Here is a 16,994-nt window from a genome sequence, read left to right as displayed (position 1 = left end):
ATGACCATGACCGAAGCGACCGATCTTTCCATCCGCCAGCTCCTTCGGAAATTTTCCGAAAAGAGCCTTTCGCCGAGTGAATACTGGCTGGCGCTGGAGAAACATATCGAGGCGTGGGAGCCGACGATCGCCGCACTCTACGCCTATGACCCGGAAGCAGCGCGCCGACAGGCCGCCGCCTCCACCGAACGCTGGGCGAAGGGTGCGCCGCTCGGAGCACTGGACGGCATTCCGGTGACCCTCAAGGAGCTGATCGCCACCAAGGGCCAGCCGGTGCCGCTCGGCACGGCCGCCGTCGAACTCATTCCCGCCGCGGAGGATGCGCCGGTCGCAGCCCGCCTGCGCGAGGATGGCGCGGTGATCTTCGCCAAGACCACCTGCCCGGACTACGGCATGCTGTCCTCCGGTCTTTCCAGCTTCCACAAACTCAGCCGCAATCCCTGGGATCCGACCCAGAATCCTGGTGGGTCCAGTGCCGGCGCCTCGGCGGCGGCGGCTGCCGGCTACGGGCCGTTGCACATCGGCACGGATATCGGCGGCTCGGTGCGCCTGCCGGCAGGCTGGACCGGCATTTTCGGCTTCAAGCCAAGCCATGGCCGCATTCCGGTCGATCCCTATTATGTCGGCCGCTGCGCCGGGCCAATGGCCCGCACGGTCGAGGACGCCGCCTTTTCCATGGCCACGCTCTCGCGGCCCGATTGGCGCGATGGCACCAGCCTGCCGCCGAACGATATCGACTGGATGGATCTCGATATCGATGTGCGGGGGCTGAAGATCGGCCTGATGCTCGATGCCGGCTGTGGCCTGCCCGCCGATGCCGAGGTGCGCGATGCGGTCCTTGCCGCCGCCAAGCGCTTCGAAGAAGCGGGGGCTACGATCATCCACGTCGCGCCGGTGCTGACAAAGCAGATGCTGGATGGGCTGGATGTCTTCTGGCGAGCGCGTTTCTGGAGCGATATCATGGGATTGAGCGAGGAGCGCCGCGATCTGATCCTGCCCTATATCTACACATGGGCGAAGGGTGGTGCCGATATCAGCGGTGTCGAAGCGGTGCGCGGTTTCAACCAGACGATCGAGATGCGCAGGAGTTGCGGCAAGCTGTTTACCGAGGTCGATGCGCTGCTATCGCCCACCAACCCGATCGTCTCCTATCCGGCCGATTGGGCCTCCCCCACCAACGATCCGGCCCTGCCCTTCGAGCACATCGCCTTTACCGTTCCCTGGAACATGTCGGAGCAGCCGGCATCGTCGATCAATTGCGGCTTCTCCCGCTCCGGCATGCCGATCGGACTGCAAATCGTCGGTCCGCGTTTTGGCGACATGCTGGTGCTGAAACTCTCGAAGGCGTTCGAAACCTGGACCGGCGGGGTCACGAACTGGCCGAAGCCACCTGCTCCCTGACCGGCGCGTACCGCGCGACCTCTCCCCGCTGGGGCAAGGGTGAAGGCCTACAGCCGGGCCGCACCTTTCTCCTCGACATCGGCGCCAAGCTGCCGCAAGGCCTTTTCGATGACACGCAGGTCATCCTGTAGGCCGTCATCTATACTCATCATGCTGGCGCTGCCGGCGCGCTGGATGCCGCGAGTTTCGCTCCGCAGCTCACGCAGCCGATCGATCTTGCGACTGCGCCTCAGATGGCTGTCGTGGAGGATATCCCTGATCACCTGTTCCATGGCCGTGATCGGCATGATGCTTCTCCTCTCGAACAAGAAGGTGTTCAATCGAGGAAATAACGGTTTAGATTCAGACCGGTTCCGACCGGCTCTCAGCCCTGCAGGCGGCGGTAGCCTGTCGGTTGCTCATAGAGCCAGCCGATGCGCTCGACGGCGGCGGCAAAATCTTCGCGTGCCGTGGTCATCGTATGGCCGTTGGCATGCACGATGGTTTTCTCGTCTTCCATGATGGCCACATGGCCCTTCCAGAAGACGAAATCGCCGCGGCGCAATTCCTCACGCGTGATCGGCTCGCCGAGGCCGGCCGCCTGCATATCCGCATCGCGCGGCGCGTCGCGGCCCGTCATCAGCAATGCGAGCTGCACGAGGCCGGAGCAATCGATACCGAGACCGGACCGGCCGCCCCAGAGATAGGGGGTTTCCAGGAAGCGCAAGGCGACATCGACATAGTCGCCGCCATCATTGTAACCGATCGGCTGGACATGCTTGGCGAAGATGGCCGCGCCACCTTCGAGGACGACATAATGGTTCCCCCGCGTCTCGGCCGTGCCGGTGACGCGCACGCGGCTGCCCATGGAGAGGATATCCGTGTGGGGTTTGCGCAGTTCCGGCTCGGGATAGAGAAACGTCCGCTGCGTCACGACGACATGCGTGGGTGCGGCCTGTTCCGTCAGGATCGCTTTTTCGGGAAGATAGCCGACATAGCCGTCCGACACCGCTTTCACCCAGCACCAGCCATCCTTGCGCTCGAAGACATCGACCTCCTCGCCGAACAAGAGCTCGGTGTCGATGCCGCGCGCCAGATCCGGCTGCGGGCGAAGGGCAACGACGGGAGCGACGACCTGCGCCCTGGTGCCCTCGACAAAACGGCCGGCCTCGACCTTGCCCCGAAGGGAGGCTTCGGCAAGATCGGGCCGAAAGGCATTGAGACGGCGGTCGAGCATCATGAACATGGTCCTCTAGAGCAATTCCAGGAAAAGTGCGTAGCGGTTTTCCGTCCGGAGTTGCGTGAAAACAAAGAGATAGAGCAGTTCAGCGATTCCGTGAAGCGCTGAACTGCTCTAGACGGATAGTTTGCGGCCTTGCTCGATGACGAGATCACCGAGCTTTTCCAGATAGAGCGCGCCTGCGACAGTGCGCTTGATGATGACGTTGCGGCGATCACGCTCGTCGCGGACGCGGTCGACCAGCCCCATCTCGCCCATGGTGTCGAGCGCACGGGTGATGACCGGCTTGGTAACGCCGAGCGTTGCGGCGAGCCCTCGCACCGTATGCGGTGGCGGCACGAGGTAAATCTGCAGGAGGATCGCCATCTGCCGAAGCGTCAAGTCATGACCCTCGCGACGCACCTGCTCGAGCGCCACGCCTTGCCAGAGGCCGAGAGCCTGCGAGGCAGAGAGTTCAAGCGGCAAAGGCAACCTCGAAGATCGTTACGCTACCGTTTCAGTCTCGGCCAAGATCATGGCGGTTTCAAGGGGAATTCGCCAACCCTTCTCCCCGTAATGCGGGGAGAAGGGTTGCAGTACATTCGGGCCGCCAGCGGCCACCTCATGGTGAGGTGCGAAGGTCCAAAGGACCGTAGCCCTCTAACCACGAGGGCGGGTGAGAGGCAGTACTTCGGCCCTATCGCACGCTCTGGCGGATATAGTGATACAGCGCCCGGATGGCCTGCGCCTCGCCGCCGCCCGGCGAATGCGGGCGTTCGCTCTGTGCCCAGCCGAAGATATCGAAATGCGCCCAGCTCGGCGTTTTCGTCACGAAGCGCTTGAGGAACAAAGCGGCGGTGATCGAGCCGGCCATGCCGCCGGAGGGGGCATTGGTGATATCGGCGAATTTGGCGCGGATATCCTTGTCGTAGCCCATGTAGAGCGGCATGCGCCACAGCGGGTCGTCCGTCTCCAGGCTGGCGTCGGTGAGATCTCGGGCGAGATCGTCATCGTCGGTGAAGAAGGGCGGCAGGTCCGGGCCGAGCGCGACGCGGGCAGCGCCCGTCAATGTCGCCATGTCGATCATCAGATCGGGCGCTTCTTCGTCTGCATAGGCGAGCGCATCGGCGAGGATCAGCCGTCCCTCGGCGTCGGTATTGTCGATCTGCACGGTCAGGCCCTTGCGGCTCTTGTAGATGTCGCCGGGACGGAAGGCATTGGACGAAATCGAGTTTTCGACGACCGGAATAATGACGCGCAGATCGACCTTCAGCTTGGCGTCCATGATCATCAGCGCCAGGCCCATGACATTGGCTGCACCGCCCATATCCTTCTTCATCAGCAGCATGGAGGATGCCGGCTTGATGTCTAGGCCCCCGGTGTCGAAGCAGACACCCTTGCCGACCAGCGTGATGCGGCGATGACCCTTCTTGCCCCAGCGCAGTTCCAGAAGGCGCGGCGCATCGGCGCTGGCGCGGCCGACCGTGTGCACCAACGGGAAATTCTGCTTCAGGAGATCGTCGCCGATAATGACGGACACCTCCGCCTTGTAGTGCTCGGCGAGCGCCCGGAAGGCGGCTTCGAGCTGTTCCGGTCCCATGTCGTTGGTCGGGGTGTTGATGAGGTCGCGGGCGAGGAAGACGCCGGCGAGCTGGCGCTTGATATCGGTGGCGTCCGCATCGCGCGGAATCATCAGCGTCGGCGGGTTGGCTTTTTCCGATTTGTAGCGCTCGAACCGGTAGCTGCCGAGGCCGAAGCCGAGCGAAAGCCGGTTTGCCGTGAGTGGCGCGGTTTCGATATGCCAATCACCCGCCGGCAGGCTACGCGCCAACCTGCCCGTCAGGAAGGGCTGCTCCGAGGGGTTGGAGCCAAGGCCGAACAGGGCGCCGCCGAGATGGCCTTCTTCGGTCGGAATCAATAGCAGCGAGCCGCTATCGGCCTTGTAGCCGGCCTTGCTCGCCCAATCGAGGGCGATGGGATCGATGGTGCCAGTCTCGATATGTGCCGGAGTGACGGCAAAAATCGGCAGCGTCGCGCCACCCTTCGAGTTGAAGGGGCTCGCGCGCTCGATGTACTGATAGGGGGCCATAACTATCCTTTGGCAATGATTTCCGGGAATCGCGGGTTAACTCTCTGTTAGGGTTAACAGATTATTGCTGGAGCGAACATTGCGTCAAACCTTTCCCTGTTCCGATTTGAGGCCAGGCGCAGGACTCAGGCATTTCGGGATAGGCGCCATGGCCACTTCGTCAACCACGTCGACATTCAAGACCTTCCTGCTCCACGGTGCGTCAGCAGCGCTCGTGGCGCTTGCGCTTGCCGGTTGCTCGACGACCGGCAAAGACAAGATGACAACCGGCTCGATCCCGACAATGTCAAAGCCGGTCGACGAGATGAACGGCGCGGATCTCGCGCAGGCGACCCTTACCCTCGGCAAAGCCTATGAGGCCAATCCGAAAGACCGCGATACCGGCGTCAACTACGCCAATGCGCTGCGCATGAGCGGGCGCAACGATCAGGCGCTGGCGGTCATGCAGCAGGTGGCGATCGCCCATCCCGACGATCGTGGCGTGCTGGCTGCCTACGGCAAGGCGCAGGCCGCTGCTGGTCAGCTCCAGGATGCGCTTGCGACCATCGATCGCGCGCAGACCCCGGACCGCCCGGACTGGCGGCTGGTTTCGGCCGAAGGCGCGATCCTCGATCAGCTCGGCCGCTCGACCGAGGCGCGCGGCAAATATCGCGATGCACTCGTGCTGCAGCCGAATGAGCCGACAATCCTTTCCAATCTCGGCATGTCCTATGTGCTGACCGGCGATCTGAAGTCCGCCGAGACCTATCTTCGCTCCGCCGCCGCTCAGCCGACAGCCGACAGCCGCGTGCGCCAGAATCTGGCTCTCGTGGTTGGGTTGCAGGGCCGCTTCCCCGAAGCCGAAAAGATCGCCCGCCAGGAACTGACGCCACAGCAGGCGAACGCCAATGTCGCCTATCTGCGCTCCATGCTGGCGCAGCAGAATTCCTGGCAAAAACTCGCCGCCGGCGATGGCGGCAAGAAAGCGATCAACTAGAGCGGTTCAGCGCCAGATATGCCGCGGCAGGCCTTCCGCCACCAGCCGGACGCCAAGCGCTCCCATGACGGCACCCGCTATCCTGTCGATCCAAAGCTTGGCGCCGAGATAGAGCGTGCGCGGACGGTTTGACGAAAAGGCGAGTGTCACTACCGTATACCAGCCCACCTCGACGGCGAAGACCGCCAGCGGCACTGCGAGCATCAGCCCCGGAGCGGGTTCGGCCGGGAGAAGTGCTGCAAAAATGCTGCCGTAGAAAATGGCCGTCTTCGGGTTGCTGAGCTGCGTCCCCAGCGCAAACCAGAAATTACGCCCGACGCTCCCGCCGACCGGCGTGGCCGGGGCGTCGATGGCAAGATCATGGGCGGCGTTCCGCCAAATGCGGATGCCAATGTAGATCAGATACAGGCCACCGGCGACCTTCAGGGCAAGATAGAGCCATTCGACCTGCATCAGCAGCGCGTTCAAACCGAACAGGGTCAAAGTCGCGAAGGTGACGCTGCCAGCACCCATTCCGAGCGCGGCGGCAAGGCCAGCCCTGCGCGAGCGGGAAACGGCGATGCGGGAAACGAGAACGAAACTCGGACCAGGGCTGACCGCCCCGATGAAAACGGCGGCGATGATGCTGAAAAAGATAGCTATGGATGACATGAAAATCCTCCCGATACGATCGGCCTCGGGGCGGACGGCGCCATCTTCGCGCCGGTATCATCCGCCTCACATTGCCGATGACGCAGGATTGGAAATTAATCACGTCCGGCACCGGCGGCAAGTTTTGTATGTCAGAATTTGTCCATCACCTGGATAGCCGCCGGGCCAAGGATAACGGCCATGAGAACGGGCAGGAAGAAGACGATCATCGGCACCGTCAGCTTCGGCGGCAGGGCGGCGGCCTTCTTTTCCGCCTCGTTCATGCGTTCGTCGCGGCCTTCCTGCGCCAGCACGCGCAGCGCCTGCGAGATGGGCGTGCCATAGCGCTCGGCCTGGATCAGAGCCTGCGTCACCGATTTGACGATTTCGATCTGTGTGCGGCTGGCGAGATTGTCGAAAGCGCTACGGCGATCCTGCAGGAACGAGAGTTCCGCCGTGGTCAACACCATTTCTTCGGCGAGTGGCGGCGATTGCTCCGCCATTTCCTCGGAGACGCGGCGCATGCCGGCTTCGATGGAAATGCCCGATTCCACGCAGATCAGCATGAGATCGAGCGCATCCGGCCAGGCGCGCTTGATCGATTTCTGCCGTTTGGTCATGCGATTGGAAATATAGATGTTCGGTGCATAAAAGCCGAGATAGGCGGTGCCGATGACGCCGAGAAGGCGGATCGCGAAGGGCTTGGCGGCGAAGTAGCCAAGGACGAAAACGAAAATGACGGCAACCATCAAGAACAGGAAGGGCAGCAGAAAACGCGCCACCAGGAACATGTTCAGCGCATTTTCCGACCGCAGGCCGGCCGCCCGCAAGCGATTTACCGTATTGGTATCGACCAAGGCGGTGCGGAGATTGAAGCGCTCGACGATCTGGCGGACATTCTGGTTGTTCTGGCTGCGCAGCGACGCCTTGCCGCCATCGGCGGTCAAGCGGGCGCGTTCCCGGGCGCGGATCTGTTCTCGCTCGGTGGAAACGGCTTTCATGCGTTTGTTGAGATCGCCGCGCTCCAGGAAGGGCACCGCGATCGTGTAGAAGGTGGCGAAGACGGCGATCGCCACGAAAACGGCGAGTACCGTGCTGGGATCGGTCAATCTACTGGCGAAATCGGAGGACATGGCTCGGCGTCTCCTTCGGTCAAATCTCGAAATTGACCATGTTGCGCATGATGTAGATGCCGACCGACATCCAGATGCCGGCGGCGCCCAGGATCAAATGGCCGCGCGGATCTGTGAAAAGGATCAACATGTATTGCGGCGAGGTTAGATAGACGAGCGTCGCGACGATGAAGGGCAGCGAGCCAATGATGACGGCCGAGGCTTTGGCTTCCATCGACAGCGCGGTGACCTTCGCCTTCATCTTCTTGCGCTCGCGCAGCACGCGCGCGAGGTTACCCAGCGCTTCGGAGAGGTTGCCGCCGGCCTGCGCCTGGATGGCGATGACGATCGTGAAAAAGTTCACCTCCTGCAGCGGCATGTGGTTGGTCATGCGCGCGCAGGCATCGGTCATGCTCAGGCCGACCTGCTGGGCTTCGACGACGCGGCGGAACTCGGTTTTCACCGGCTCGCGCGCCTCGCCCGCCACCAGCCGCACGGCGTCATTGAGCGGCAGGCCCGAGCGGATCGAGCGGGTGATGAGGTCGAGCGCGTTGGGGAATTCATCGAGGAACTTGTTCTGCCGGCGCTTGATGAGGAAACCGATGACCCAACGTGGCAGGCCGAAGGCGGCGGCGAAGGGAAGGCCGACCAAGACGGCGACCGGTGCGCCGAGCAGGAAGACGACAAGCATGATGAAGAAGCCGAACAGGACGCTGAAGAGATAGAAACGCGCCGGCGTTAGCGACAGGCCGGCTTGCCCGAGGCGTACTTTCAGCGACTGCTTCTTCTTGGTGTTCTCCAACTGGCGCTTTTCGAGATCCTTCAGCGAATCCTGCACCGATTTGCGCCGTTTCGACATTTCCTGCACGCGGTCGCGCGCCGCCTTGACCTGCATACGGTCGGTCTCGGCCGATTTGATGCGGTTGACGCGGCTGTCGGCCTTTTTCTGCCTCTCGATCCGGGAATAGAGGATGCTATAACAGACAGCCGCCGCGGAGACGGCTGCGAGCACCACAATCAGAAGCACTACCGGATCGACACCGAACATCGGGAAAGTCCTATTTCGACTTGTTTTCCATTTCGTCGAGGGCAGCAGCCAGGCGCTTTTCCTCGTTGTAGTAGCGGGCGCGGTCCCAGAAATTCGGCTTGCCGATGCCGGTCGACATATGCCGCCCGATGATACGGCCGTTCGCATCTTCGCCTTCGATCTCGTAGCGCATCAGGTCCTGCGTGATGATCACATCGCCTTCCATGCCGATCACCTCGGTGATCTGGGTGATGCGGCGCGAACCGTCGCGCAAGCGGGCAGCCTGGATGACCACGTCGACGGAGGTTGAAATGATCTCGCGCACCGTCTTCGCCGGCAGGCTGAAGCCGCCCATCGCGATCATCGATTCCATACGGCTCAGGCATTCGCGCGGCGTGTTGGCGTGGATCGTGCCCATCGACCCGTCGTGACCGGTGTTCATCGCCTGCAACAGGTCGAAGACTTCCGGTCCGCGCACTTCGCCGACGATGATGCGTTCGGGTCGCATGCGCAGGCAGTTCTTAACGAGATCACGCATGGTGATCTCGCCCTCGCCTTCGATGTTCGGCGGGCGGGTTTCGAGGCGGACGACGTGCGGCTGCTGCAGTTGCAGTTCGGCCGTATCCTCGCAGGTGATGACGCGCTCGTCGCGGTCGATATAGTTGGTAAGGCAGTTCAAAAGCGTCGTCTTGCCCGAGCCGGTACCGCCGGAAATGACGACATTGCAACGAACGCGGCCGATGATCTGCAGCAGCGTGGCGCCCTCCGGCGTGATGGCGCCAAAGCGGACGAGCTGGTCGAGCGTCAGCTTGTCCTTCTTGAATTTACGGATGGTGAGCGCGGGGCCGTCGATCGACAGCGGCGGTGCGATGACGTTGACGCGCGATCCGTCCGGCAGGCGGGCGTCGCAGATCGGACTCGATTCATCGACGCGGCGGCCGACCTGGCTGACGATACGCTGGCAGATGGAAAGGAGCTGTGCATTGTCGCGGAAGCGGACTTCCGATTCCACCGTCTTGCCGCCGACTTCGATGAAGGTCTGGCCGGCACCATTGACCATAATGTCGGCGATATCGTCGCGGGCAAGCAGCGGTTCGAGCGGACCGTAGCCGAGCACGTCATTGCAGATGTCCTCGAGCAGTTCCTCCTGCTCGGAGATCGACATCGCGAAATTCTTGATGGTGATGATGTCGTTGACGATGTCGCGAATTTCTTCGCGCGCAGCCTCGGCATCGAGCTTGGAGAGTTGCGACAGGTCGATCGTATCGATCAGAGCGGAAAAGACCTGCGACTTAGTGTCGTAATATTCTTCGGTGCGCGCCGGCCGGCGGCGTGTCGGCGTCTGCATCGACGGCGGCGCCACCTGCTGGCGCGGTTGTGACCCCTCGCGCGCCGGCTCGACCAGCACGGTCGACGCCGCAGGCGCAGTAGCGGACGGCGCACGGGGCGGCGACGGCGGAGGCGTCACGCCACCGCTCTTTGCAGGACCTTCATTTCCGCGTCTGCCAAACATGCCGTCGATCCAATTCTACGCTAGAGCATGATCTCAAAAACACGAACCGGCCTTCGAACAAGATCATGCGACATCAAACAATTACTTCCGCTTCAGAAGGCCGAGCAGGCCGCCCTTCTTTGCCTTCTTCAGGGCAACGCGCCCGGTAACGATGTGCGATATCTGCGAGAAGGTCTCGGCGACCGGTGATTTCGGGTCGGTCTCCGAAATCATGCGGCCGCTGTTGGCGGCGTTGCCAAACAAGTTGATATCGAAGGGAATGATGGCGATCGGGTCGGTCTCCAACGGCTCGCAGAATTCCGAGGGACCGATTTCCGGGCGCTTCGGCATACCGACCTGATTGAGGATGAGATGTGGCGCCTTGTCGTTGGGGCGCAGCTTGCGCAGCGCATCCAACATGTTCTTGGCGTTGCGCAGATTGGCAAGGTCGGGCGCCGCGCAAATGACGACTTCGTCGACGGCCGAAAGCACCGAGCGCGTCCATTCCGTCCATAGATGCGGCACGTCGAGCACGCTCACCGGCGCGCTGCGCTGCAGGACATCGAGCACGGGCTGAAAGGCCTGGCCGTCGAAATCATAGGCGCGATCGAGCATAGAGGGGGCAGCAAGCAGCGACAGGTGCTGCGAACATTTGGTCAGCAGGCGATCGAGGAAAACCTCGTCAAGACGCTCCGGCGCATAGACGGCCTCGGCGATGCCCTGGGCCGGGTCCTGATCGAAATCGATATTGGCGGTGCCGTAGGGCAGATCGAGATCGGCGAGAATGGTCTCGGTCGAGAACAGGTTGGAGATGCCGAAAGCGCAATTATGCGCGATGGTGGATGCCCCTACCCCACCCTTGGCGCCGATAAAGGCGACGCTGCGGCCAAGCGGCTCGGCATCGGGATCGACGAAGATCGCCGTCATCGCCGCCATGACGTCGGCCATGGCAACCGGCTGAACCATATATTCGGAAATACCGTTGCGGATGAGTTCGCGATAGAGGCCGATATCATTGTGATGACCGACGATCACCACCTTGGTGCTGGGATCGCAGACGGCAGCGAGCGGCGCAAGCTCCGCCAGCAGATTGCCCGGATTGGCCCGGGTTTCCAGGATGATCAGATTGGGCGTCGGCGTCGAGGCGAACATGTTCGCCGCCGCCGCGGTGCTGCCGCTGGTGATTCTGAGGCTGACCTTGGACATGCGCCGATCATTGGCGCATCGGTCCATCACCTGCTGCAACTGCTCGCTTTCGCAGAAGGCATGTACCGAGATGCGCGGCAGCGGTCGCATGTTCTCGAGATCGCCCGTGCGGGGCGCATCATCGGCCTCCAACTCGGGCTTTCTGATTTCGTAGTTGATAGCGCTCATGATTCTATCCTGTTCCGCCGGCCGGTTATCCTCATGCTCACGAGCCGAAGCCGCTGATCGTGGCCGTGCTCGTCGGGACGTTGCCGCTGCGGTAATTGTCGATCACCTTGCTGCGTTGGTCGGTATCGATCGGCGACATGGCGCGCGGCGCGACGAGGTCGGTCGGGTTTGCCACTTGCGCTGCGAGGTTGTTCTGGGTCGCGCAGCCGAAATTGTAGTAGTTCTGATTGTCGAAGGCGTTATCGGACAGATCTTCCGGCCATTGGCCGCAGGAATTGGTGGTCGCCGTCGTTGCCATGAAACTAAGGCGGATCGGCGCGGCATCACCGGGGCCGCCGGATTGATAATAATTGTCGACGATACGCGCTGACGGAATGCCGCTTGCGACAAGTTCTTGCCGGATCTGCCGGCGAAGCGCGGAAACCCCAGGCGAGTTGGCCGAACTGCCGGGCGCCAGGATTTCGACAGTGCCGGAAGCGTGAGCCTTATAATCCTGCACGAAACCGCGAACCGTGTCGCGGGCGCCGGTCGTAATACGGCGATCGCCGGCAATGACGGGGATGTCGACGTGATGTTCCTTTTCGGTCAGCACGATAGGATGACGCTGACGATAGTCATCGGAAAGGGCGCTGGTCGTCATGCGATCCGGCGATCCCGCACATCCGCTGACAGCCGCAACCATCATGATCAGAGCCAGGGCTGAAAATCGCGGCCTGGCGATACGGGGCGCATTGCGATCGAGGCTGGCCATCTTTTGGTCTCTCGTTGTTCCGGTTGAAAAGGGGTGCGTCATTGTCCGTCTCCCCTCACTTGTAGATAAAGCCGACCGTGCCGTGGAAATCGGCATCCGCAACCGGCGGCCCGTCCTTATGCCCGTAGATCTTGTTGACACGGTTCATGAAGAAGGCAGAGACATCGTTGCTCGGTGAAAAATTGTCGTCAGGGCGAGCGAGTTGAGCCCGCGCCACCGGCCGCACCAGATAGGGTGTCGCGATGATCACCAGTTCGCTTTCGTCGCGTTCAAAGCTCTTTTGGCGGAAGAGTGCGCCGAGGATCGGGATCTTCGAGGCGCCCGGCGTGCCGTTGGTGGTCTGCTGGACGCTGTCACTGAGGAGGCCCGCCAGCGCAATGGAGCCGCCGGAGGGCAATTCGACCGAGGTATCGGCCGCACGCTGGTTATACGTCGCGGTTCCCGATGTGCCGACCGGGTTGGACACCTCAGTCTGGATATGCAAGCTGATGCGCCCTGCAGAGAGAACCACAGGTGTGAAGGCCAAGCTTACGCCGTAGGTAAAGGGCGTAATCGTGACGTTGCCGTCGCTATCGGTCGTGGAGTAGAGCTGCTGACCGCCGGAATTGAAGGTCGCGGCCTGACCGGAGATTGCCGTCAATGTCGGTTCCGCCAATGTACGTACCGCGCCGGCCTGCTCCATGGCACTGAGATAGGTGCTGATATTGTATTTGCCGATCGCGCTCTTGAATAGGGCGGCGATACCGCCACCGCCCGCGGCCGCGGTCGTGTCACTGGTGATACTGCCGAGTTGAGCGACAGTCAGGCCTGAGGAATTGCTGACGAGATTGTCGAAGCCGATTTGCTTCAGCACGCTGCGCTTGATCTCGGCGACGGTGACCTTCAGCGTCACCTGATCCTCGCCCTCGATCTGCAGAAGGTTGACGATCTGTGACGTCTGGCGTGCTTCGGCAAAGAGGGCGACGGAATTGTCGCCGCCGCTAGCGCTTGCGGTTTCATTGCGCGTCGTCGCCTCGCCGCCCTTGAGGAAAGCCTCGGCAAGCTGTTCGGCGCGCGTCGAATCCTGCGGCGTACGCACCGTACCGGTCATGACAATGTTGTCGGAGACGATCTCGACATTAATGTCGGAGTCCGGAATGAAGCGCTTGATATTGGACTGAAGGCTGGAAATATCGCGCTCGATCTGGAGGTCGAGGCTGACGATCTCCTTCCCGTCGGCACCGAAGACGAAGATATTGGTCTGGCCGACCGTCTTGCCGAAGAGATAGATGCGGCGCGAGGTACGCGTCACGGCATCGGCCATCTTCGGATCGGAAACGAGAATATCATGGGCGTCTGCCGGCAAATCGACCACCAGCGCCTTGTTGAGGCCGAGCTTCAGCGTGCGCTTGGTGCCGAGGCCTGCAATGGTAACGATGCTGTCGGAACCGTCGGCCTTGGCCGTCGACATGCGCAGAAAGGCCGGCGCTGCGGCGAAAGGCAGGCCGGAGAAAGCGACCGAAAAGGAGAGAGCCGCAATCGAGAGGAGGTGGATCGGTTTGCTGGTCTTGAACATGGTCCCGCCCCTTCTCATGGCGTCTTGGCTGCGGCTGTGCCGTTGGCGATGATCGAGCCTGATTTGATAACTTGGACGACGGCACCGCCGTTATCTCCGCTCAGCAGGTAATCGGCGGCGATCGTATCCGGCTGCTGCGCGTCGGCGACGGAGCGCAGCGCCAGCGTCAGCCGGTCGGCCATCTGCTGGGCGACCGCAAGCACCTTGGTCTGATCCGGCGTCAGCTCAAGCGTTGCGGTCGTGCCAACCACGGACTTGCTGCCATCCTGCTTTTCCTCGACCTGCTGATCGACGGCGAGCACGCGGACATTGCTGAGCACCGTCTCGGTTACGAATTTCTGGGTATCGCCCTTGCGCACCATGATCACGTCGACCCGGTCATTGGGGAGAATGAAGCCGCCGGCACCGGTGGCGACGGAAATCTCGGTGGCGACCGCACGTTTGCCGGAGGGCAGCAGCGAGGAGAGAATGTGGCTGTTGGAATCGGCGACCTTCTCTTCGCGGATCGGTTCGCCTTCAAAGATCGGCAGACGCACGACTGCGCCGTTCAGGTCTTTCAGGGCATCGGGGCGCTCGGATTCGGTAATGAAACCCTTGACCAGGCCGCTTTGCGGCCAGGCCATCCAGTGGATCGACTTCTCATTCAGGCGCGAGCCGACCGGAAGATTGGCGTCGGCGACGAGCACATTGGCCGTCGCCTCCTTCTCTATCACCGCTTCGACCTGCGGCACGACGTTGCGCGTGCCGGCCAGACGCATCGCCAGCAATCCGGCAAGCCCTGCCGCGACAACTGCCACCGCGAGTATCATTAAGCGAGCGGGTTTCATGATCATTCCTTGGGGAATACGACTCTTCGCCCCGCAGAATGCTCCGCAATTGGTGTAATTATGGTTAATGGTATATTACATTTACAATCAATTAAGCATAACTATTAAAGGCACGCAGAATATAGCGTTGCGCAATACATCATTAATTCTTAGAAAGATCTAATTTAGATAATATGATATGTCGCCGCCGCGACCATAGGCGACGAGGGAAAAGCCAGGAAGCCGCCGATAGCGATGGCAATGCCATAAGGGATCTTCTTGGCAATCAGCAGCGAGTTCGGCAGTGGCAAGCCCATGGCCATGATGGCGCTCGAATGCGAGCGGATCACGAGGATAAAAAGCGTCACCGCGCCGCCGATGAGGGCAACATAGACGAGGAAGGCGAGAAGCGACGGATCGTAGCCAAACCAGAGTGCGGACGCCGCCAGCAGCTTGGCGTCGCCACCGCCCATCACGTTGAGGGCAAAAAGCGCGAAGCAGACGCTGAACACGATGGCCGCGCCGGCAAAATGCATGCCGATGTCGGGCCATGTCAGACTGAGCAAGGGCGCAAGTACGATGAAGGAACCGAGCAGGACGAGCGAAACCCGGTTCGGGATCGTCATCGTAAACAGGTCGGAAAAGGCCGCGACCGCGAGGCAGAGCGGGAAGATCAGCAATGTTGCAGCTTCAAGCATTTGATATCCCCACTCGAAATATAAATGTCAAAAACCGCTCATAGTACTGAGCGGTTTTCGAACAAAACATGCGACTGTGAAAGCGGCACCCTTAGTGCAAAGTGGATGCACTGTTCATCTTAGTCGAGATGTTTTCGAAAACAGTGTTAAGCGTGTTGCCCAGGGTCGTGGCACCAGCGATGATAGCGACGGAGATCAGCGCTGCGATCAGGCCGTATTCAATTGCGGTCGCACCGGATTCGTCTTTCAGGAAACGGGAAAAAAGCTTGGTCATAGGTTCACTCCACTCACTTTGTTGACAGCACGTCCGCCAACTGTTTGCCGTTGATCGGATGAGCTGAACGGTAGCGGCTGGCCGTTTCCATCGCTTTAAGGAAGTGGGTTAACAGATCGGAAAAACTAAAACGCAAATAGACTAGTTAACGTCAATTCATGTCTTTCCAAGCATTTTTAGAGAAAATCTTCAGCCTCTTCGTAATGATTAGGAGCTGATATATTAGCAATCAATGGGAATTGTTCCAATATATTGCAACTCCCGTAGGGAAATCCCAAAATGGAAGCAGAAGAGCACGACCTGCATCGGAATTGAACGAATAGCCTTCCCCTTAATTGTTCATTCACCATTCTTTCTCATTCTATTTGGTAATTGTTTCCGTCATCAGCTTCACGAGGCCAGACCCATGCCAACCCGCGGCAAAATTGCATTCTTTGCCTGCGTCGCCGCAACAGTGGGGCTGATGCCGCAGTTTTCGCGCGCCGCGGATAACGGCATGCTGCGCGTCTATATGGATCATGCACGCGTATTGAAGCTCGATCGTCCCGTCAGCAAGGTCATCGTCGGCAATTCGCAAGTGGCGGACGCGACCGTTGCCGATCCGAAGACCATCGTGCTTACCGGCCGCAGTTTCGGCACCACGAACATCGTCCTGCTCGATTCCGACGGCAACGCAATCGTCGATGAGCGTATCCTCGTATCGATCGACGAGGGCAACACAGTCCGCGTCTACCGCCAGACCGACCGCTCGGTGCTTTCCTGCACGCCCAATTGCGAGCAGCATGCCCAACAGAACAGCACCGCCGCAGCCGCTACCCAATAATGGCGGCATCTCCGTTCCTTCTCTGTATTCAACTATACTAAATAAGACTTGTCTTTCTTAAACAATCCAAACATTTCTTCAATATGAAGAGAGATGAGAAACGGATTATCAAGAAAGCGGCTCTAGTCTTAACCCCACTTAAAACGTGCGGATTCCGGTATGATGCCAGAGGACGATATACTTGGGGGCAAGACTTTTGCGCAGAAACGTGCGGGCGGACGCCTGCGCGCATTCGTGCGTTCTCGCGACGGCGCTGCCGCCATCGAATTCGCCCTTCTGGCAATCCCCTATTTCCTGATCATCTTCGCAATTCTGGAAACCTTCGTCGCCTTCATCGCCGAACAGGTCGTTTCCAATGCCGTCGATACCGTGTCGCGCGAGATCAGGACCGGGCAGATCACTGCCGCCACGGGTGCACAACCGTTCCGTCAGGCTTTCTGCAACGAAATTTCCGTGATCATCGCATGCTCGGCAACCGAACTCACGACGCCGACCAATCTCTATCTCGACGTGGAAAGCTACACGAGCTTTGCAGCCATGCCGACCACCATTCCACGCGTGTCGTCCGATCCCTATTCCGACCTCGACACAACGGGCTTCAAATTCGCTCCCGGCGGCGCCAAGTCTATGAATATGGTGCGCGCCTATTATCGCTGGCAGATAATGACCGATCTGCTGCGGCCTTATCTCACCACGATACGGCCGTCAGACGGTTCGATGCCGACGACCTATCTTATCGTCGCGACGGCCGCCTTCCAAAACGAGAATTATCCGTGAGGAGGGTGGCG

The 16,994-nt window shown here is 60.6% G+C and carries 18 protein-coding genes; 4 read left to right on the top strand and 14 right to left on the bottom strand.

Going from position 1 to position 16,994, the window contains the following annotated elements; genetic code table 11:
* Positions 1–6: 6 nt before the first annotated feature.
* Positions 7–1,401 carry an amidase gene (locus QA648_RS18465; protein ID WP_283048574.1) on the top strand — a complete coding sequence of 465 codons (1,395 nt, stop codon included), beginning with the start codon at positions 7–9 and terminating at the stop codon, positions 1,399–1,401.
* 47 nt (positions 1,402–1,448) lie between these two features.
* Here QA648_RS18465 and QA648_RS18460 read toward each other — a convergent pair whose 3' ends face one another.
* The 4 genes from QA648_RS18460 to QA648_RS18445 all read right to left on the bottom strand — a co-directional run bounded on the left by QA648_RS18460 (position 1,449) and on the right by QA648_RS18445 (position 4,688).
* Positions 1,449–1,688, bottom strand: a complete 240-nt coding sequence (locus QA648_RS18460; RefSeq protein ID WP_283048571.1) for a hypothetical protein — start codon at positions 1,686–1,688, stop codon at positions 1,449–1,451.
* 77 nt (positions 1,689–1,765) lie between these two features.
* Positions 1,766–2,620, bottom strand: coding sequence for an NlpC/P60 family protein (locus tag QA648_RS18455; RefSeq protein ID WP_283048570.1), 855 nt, complete (start codon positions 2,618–2,620; stop codon positions 1,766–1,768).
* Between the two features lie 114 nt (positions 2,621–2,734).
* Entirely contained in the window at positions 2,735–3,085 is a 351-nt protein-coding gene (locus tag QA648_RS18450; RefSeq protein WP_104821653.1) for a MarR family winged helix-turn-helix transcriptional regulator, read from the bottom strand.
* A gap of 211 nt (positions 3,086–3,296) precedes the next feature.
* Positions 3,297–4,688: a M17 family metallopeptidase gene (locus tag QA648_RS18445; RefSeq protein ID WP_283048567.1), complete on the bottom strand. Its 1,392-nt coding sequence runs from the start codon at positions 4,686–4,688 to the stop codon at positions 3,297–3,299.
* A 148-nt stretch (positions 4,689–4,836) separates the two neighbouring features.
* Between QA648_RS18445 and QA648_RS18440 the strand changes: the two genes are divergently transcribed.
* On the top strand, positions 4,837–5,664 hold the full coding sequence (locus tag QA648_RS18440) for a tetratricopeptide repeat protein (protein ID WP_283048565.1): 828 nt from the start codon (positions 4,837–4,839) through the stop codon (positions 5,662–5,664).
* A gap of 6 nt (positions 5,665–5,670) precedes the next feature.
* On the opposite strand, the gene QA648_RS18435 is transcribed toward QA648_RS18440, so the two are convergent.
* The 10 genes from QA648_RS18435 to QA648_RS18390 form a co-directional block, all read right to left on the bottom strand.
* Positions 5,671–6,315: a LysE family translocator gene (locus QA648_RS18435; RefSeq protein WP_283048563.1), complete on the bottom strand. Its 645-nt coding sequence runs from the start codon at positions 6,313–6,315 to the stop codon at positions 5,671–5,673.
* Positions 6,316–6,446: 131 nt separating this feature from the next.
* Entirely contained in the window at positions 6,447–7,427 is a 981-nt protein-coding gene (locus tag QA648_RS18430) for a type II secretion system F family protein (RefSeq protein ID WP_283048561.1), read from the bottom strand.
* A 19-nt stretch (positions 7,428–7,446) separates the two neighbouring features.
* On the bottom strand, positions 7,447–8,454 hold the full coding sequence (locus QA648_RS18425) for a type II secretion system F family protein (RefSeq protein WP_104821648.1): 1,008 nt from the start codon (positions 8,452–8,454) through the stop codon (positions 7,447–7,449).
* A 10-nt stretch (positions 8,455–8,464) separates the two neighbouring features.
* Positions 8,465–9,946: a CpaF family protein gene (locus QA648_RS18420; RefSeq protein ID WP_104821647.1), complete on the bottom strand. Its 1,482-nt coding sequence runs from the start codon at positions 9,944–9,946 to the stop codon at positions 8,465–8,467.
* Positions 9,947–10,027: 81 nt separating this feature from the next.
* The gene (locus QA648_RS18415; protein WP_283048558.1) at positions 10,028–11,299 is read right to left on the bottom strand and encodes a CpaE family protein; all 1,272 of its coding nucleotides are present in this window, start codon (positions 11,297–11,299) and stop codon (positions 10,028–10,030) included.
* Positions 11,300–11,336: 37 nt separating this feature from the next.
* A complete protein-coding gene (locus QA648_RS18410; RefSeq protein ID WP_283048557.1) occupies positions 11,337–12,050 on the bottom strand; it encodes a CpaD family pilus assembly protein in 714 nt (237 codons plus the stop codon).
* A gap of 55 nt (positions 12,051–12,105) precedes the next feature.
* The gene (locus QA648_RS18405; protein WP_260303270.1) at positions 12,106–13,605 is read right to left on the bottom strand and encodes a type II and III secretion system protein family protein; all 1,500 of its coding nucleotides are present in this window, start codon (positions 13,603–13,605) and stop codon (positions 12,106–12,108) included.
* A 14-nt stretch (positions 13,606–13,619) separates the two neighbouring features.
* Positions 13,620–14,432 carry a Flp pilus assembly protein CpaB gene (cpaB, locus tag QA648_RS18400; RefSeq protein ID WP_104821643.1) on the bottom strand — a complete coding sequence of 271 codons (813 nt, stop codon included), beginning with the start codon at positions 14,430–14,432 and terminating at the stop codon, positions 13,620–13,622.
* Between the two features lie 164 nt (positions 14,433–14,596).
* Positions 14,597–15,109: a prepilin peptidase gene (locus QA648_RS18395; protein ID WP_104821642.1), complete on the bottom strand. Its 513-nt coding sequence runs from the start codon at positions 15,107–15,109 to the stop codon at positions 14,597–14,599.
* Between the two features lie 91 nt (positions 15,110–15,200).
* Complete coding sequence (locus tag QA648_RS18390) at positions 15,201–15,383, bottom strand: Flp family type IVb pilin (RefSeq protein WP_283048554.1); 183 nt, start codon at positions 15,381–15,383, stop codon at positions 15,201–15,203.
* Positions 15,384–15,789: 406 nt separating this feature from the next.
* On the opposite strand from QA648_RS18390, the gene QA648_RS18385 reads away from it, so the two are divergent.
* Positions 15,790–16,206 carry a pilus assembly protein N-terminal domain-containing protein gene (locus tag QA648_RS18385; protein ID WP_283048552.1) on the top strand — a complete coding sequence of 139 codons (417 nt, stop codon included), beginning with the start codon at positions 15,790–15,792 and terminating at the stop codon, positions 16,204–16,206.
* 159 nt (positions 16,207–16,365) lie between these two features.
* Positions 16,366–16,983: a TadE/TadG family type IV pilus assembly protein gene (locus tag QA648_RS18380; RefSeq protein WP_104821638.1), complete on the top strand. Its 618-nt coding sequence runs from the start codon at positions 16,366–16,368 to the stop codon at positions 16,981–16,983.
* The last annotated feature ends 11 nt before the right edge of the window (positions 16,984–16,994 follow it).

It is taken from the genome of Rhizobium sp. CB3171 (assembly GCF_029714265.1).
Classification (GTDB): domain Bacteria; phylum Pseudomonadota; class Alphaproteobacteria; order Rhizobiales; family Rhizobiaceae; genus Rhizobium.
This window is presented reverse-complemented; position numbering and strand designations above follow the sequence as displayed.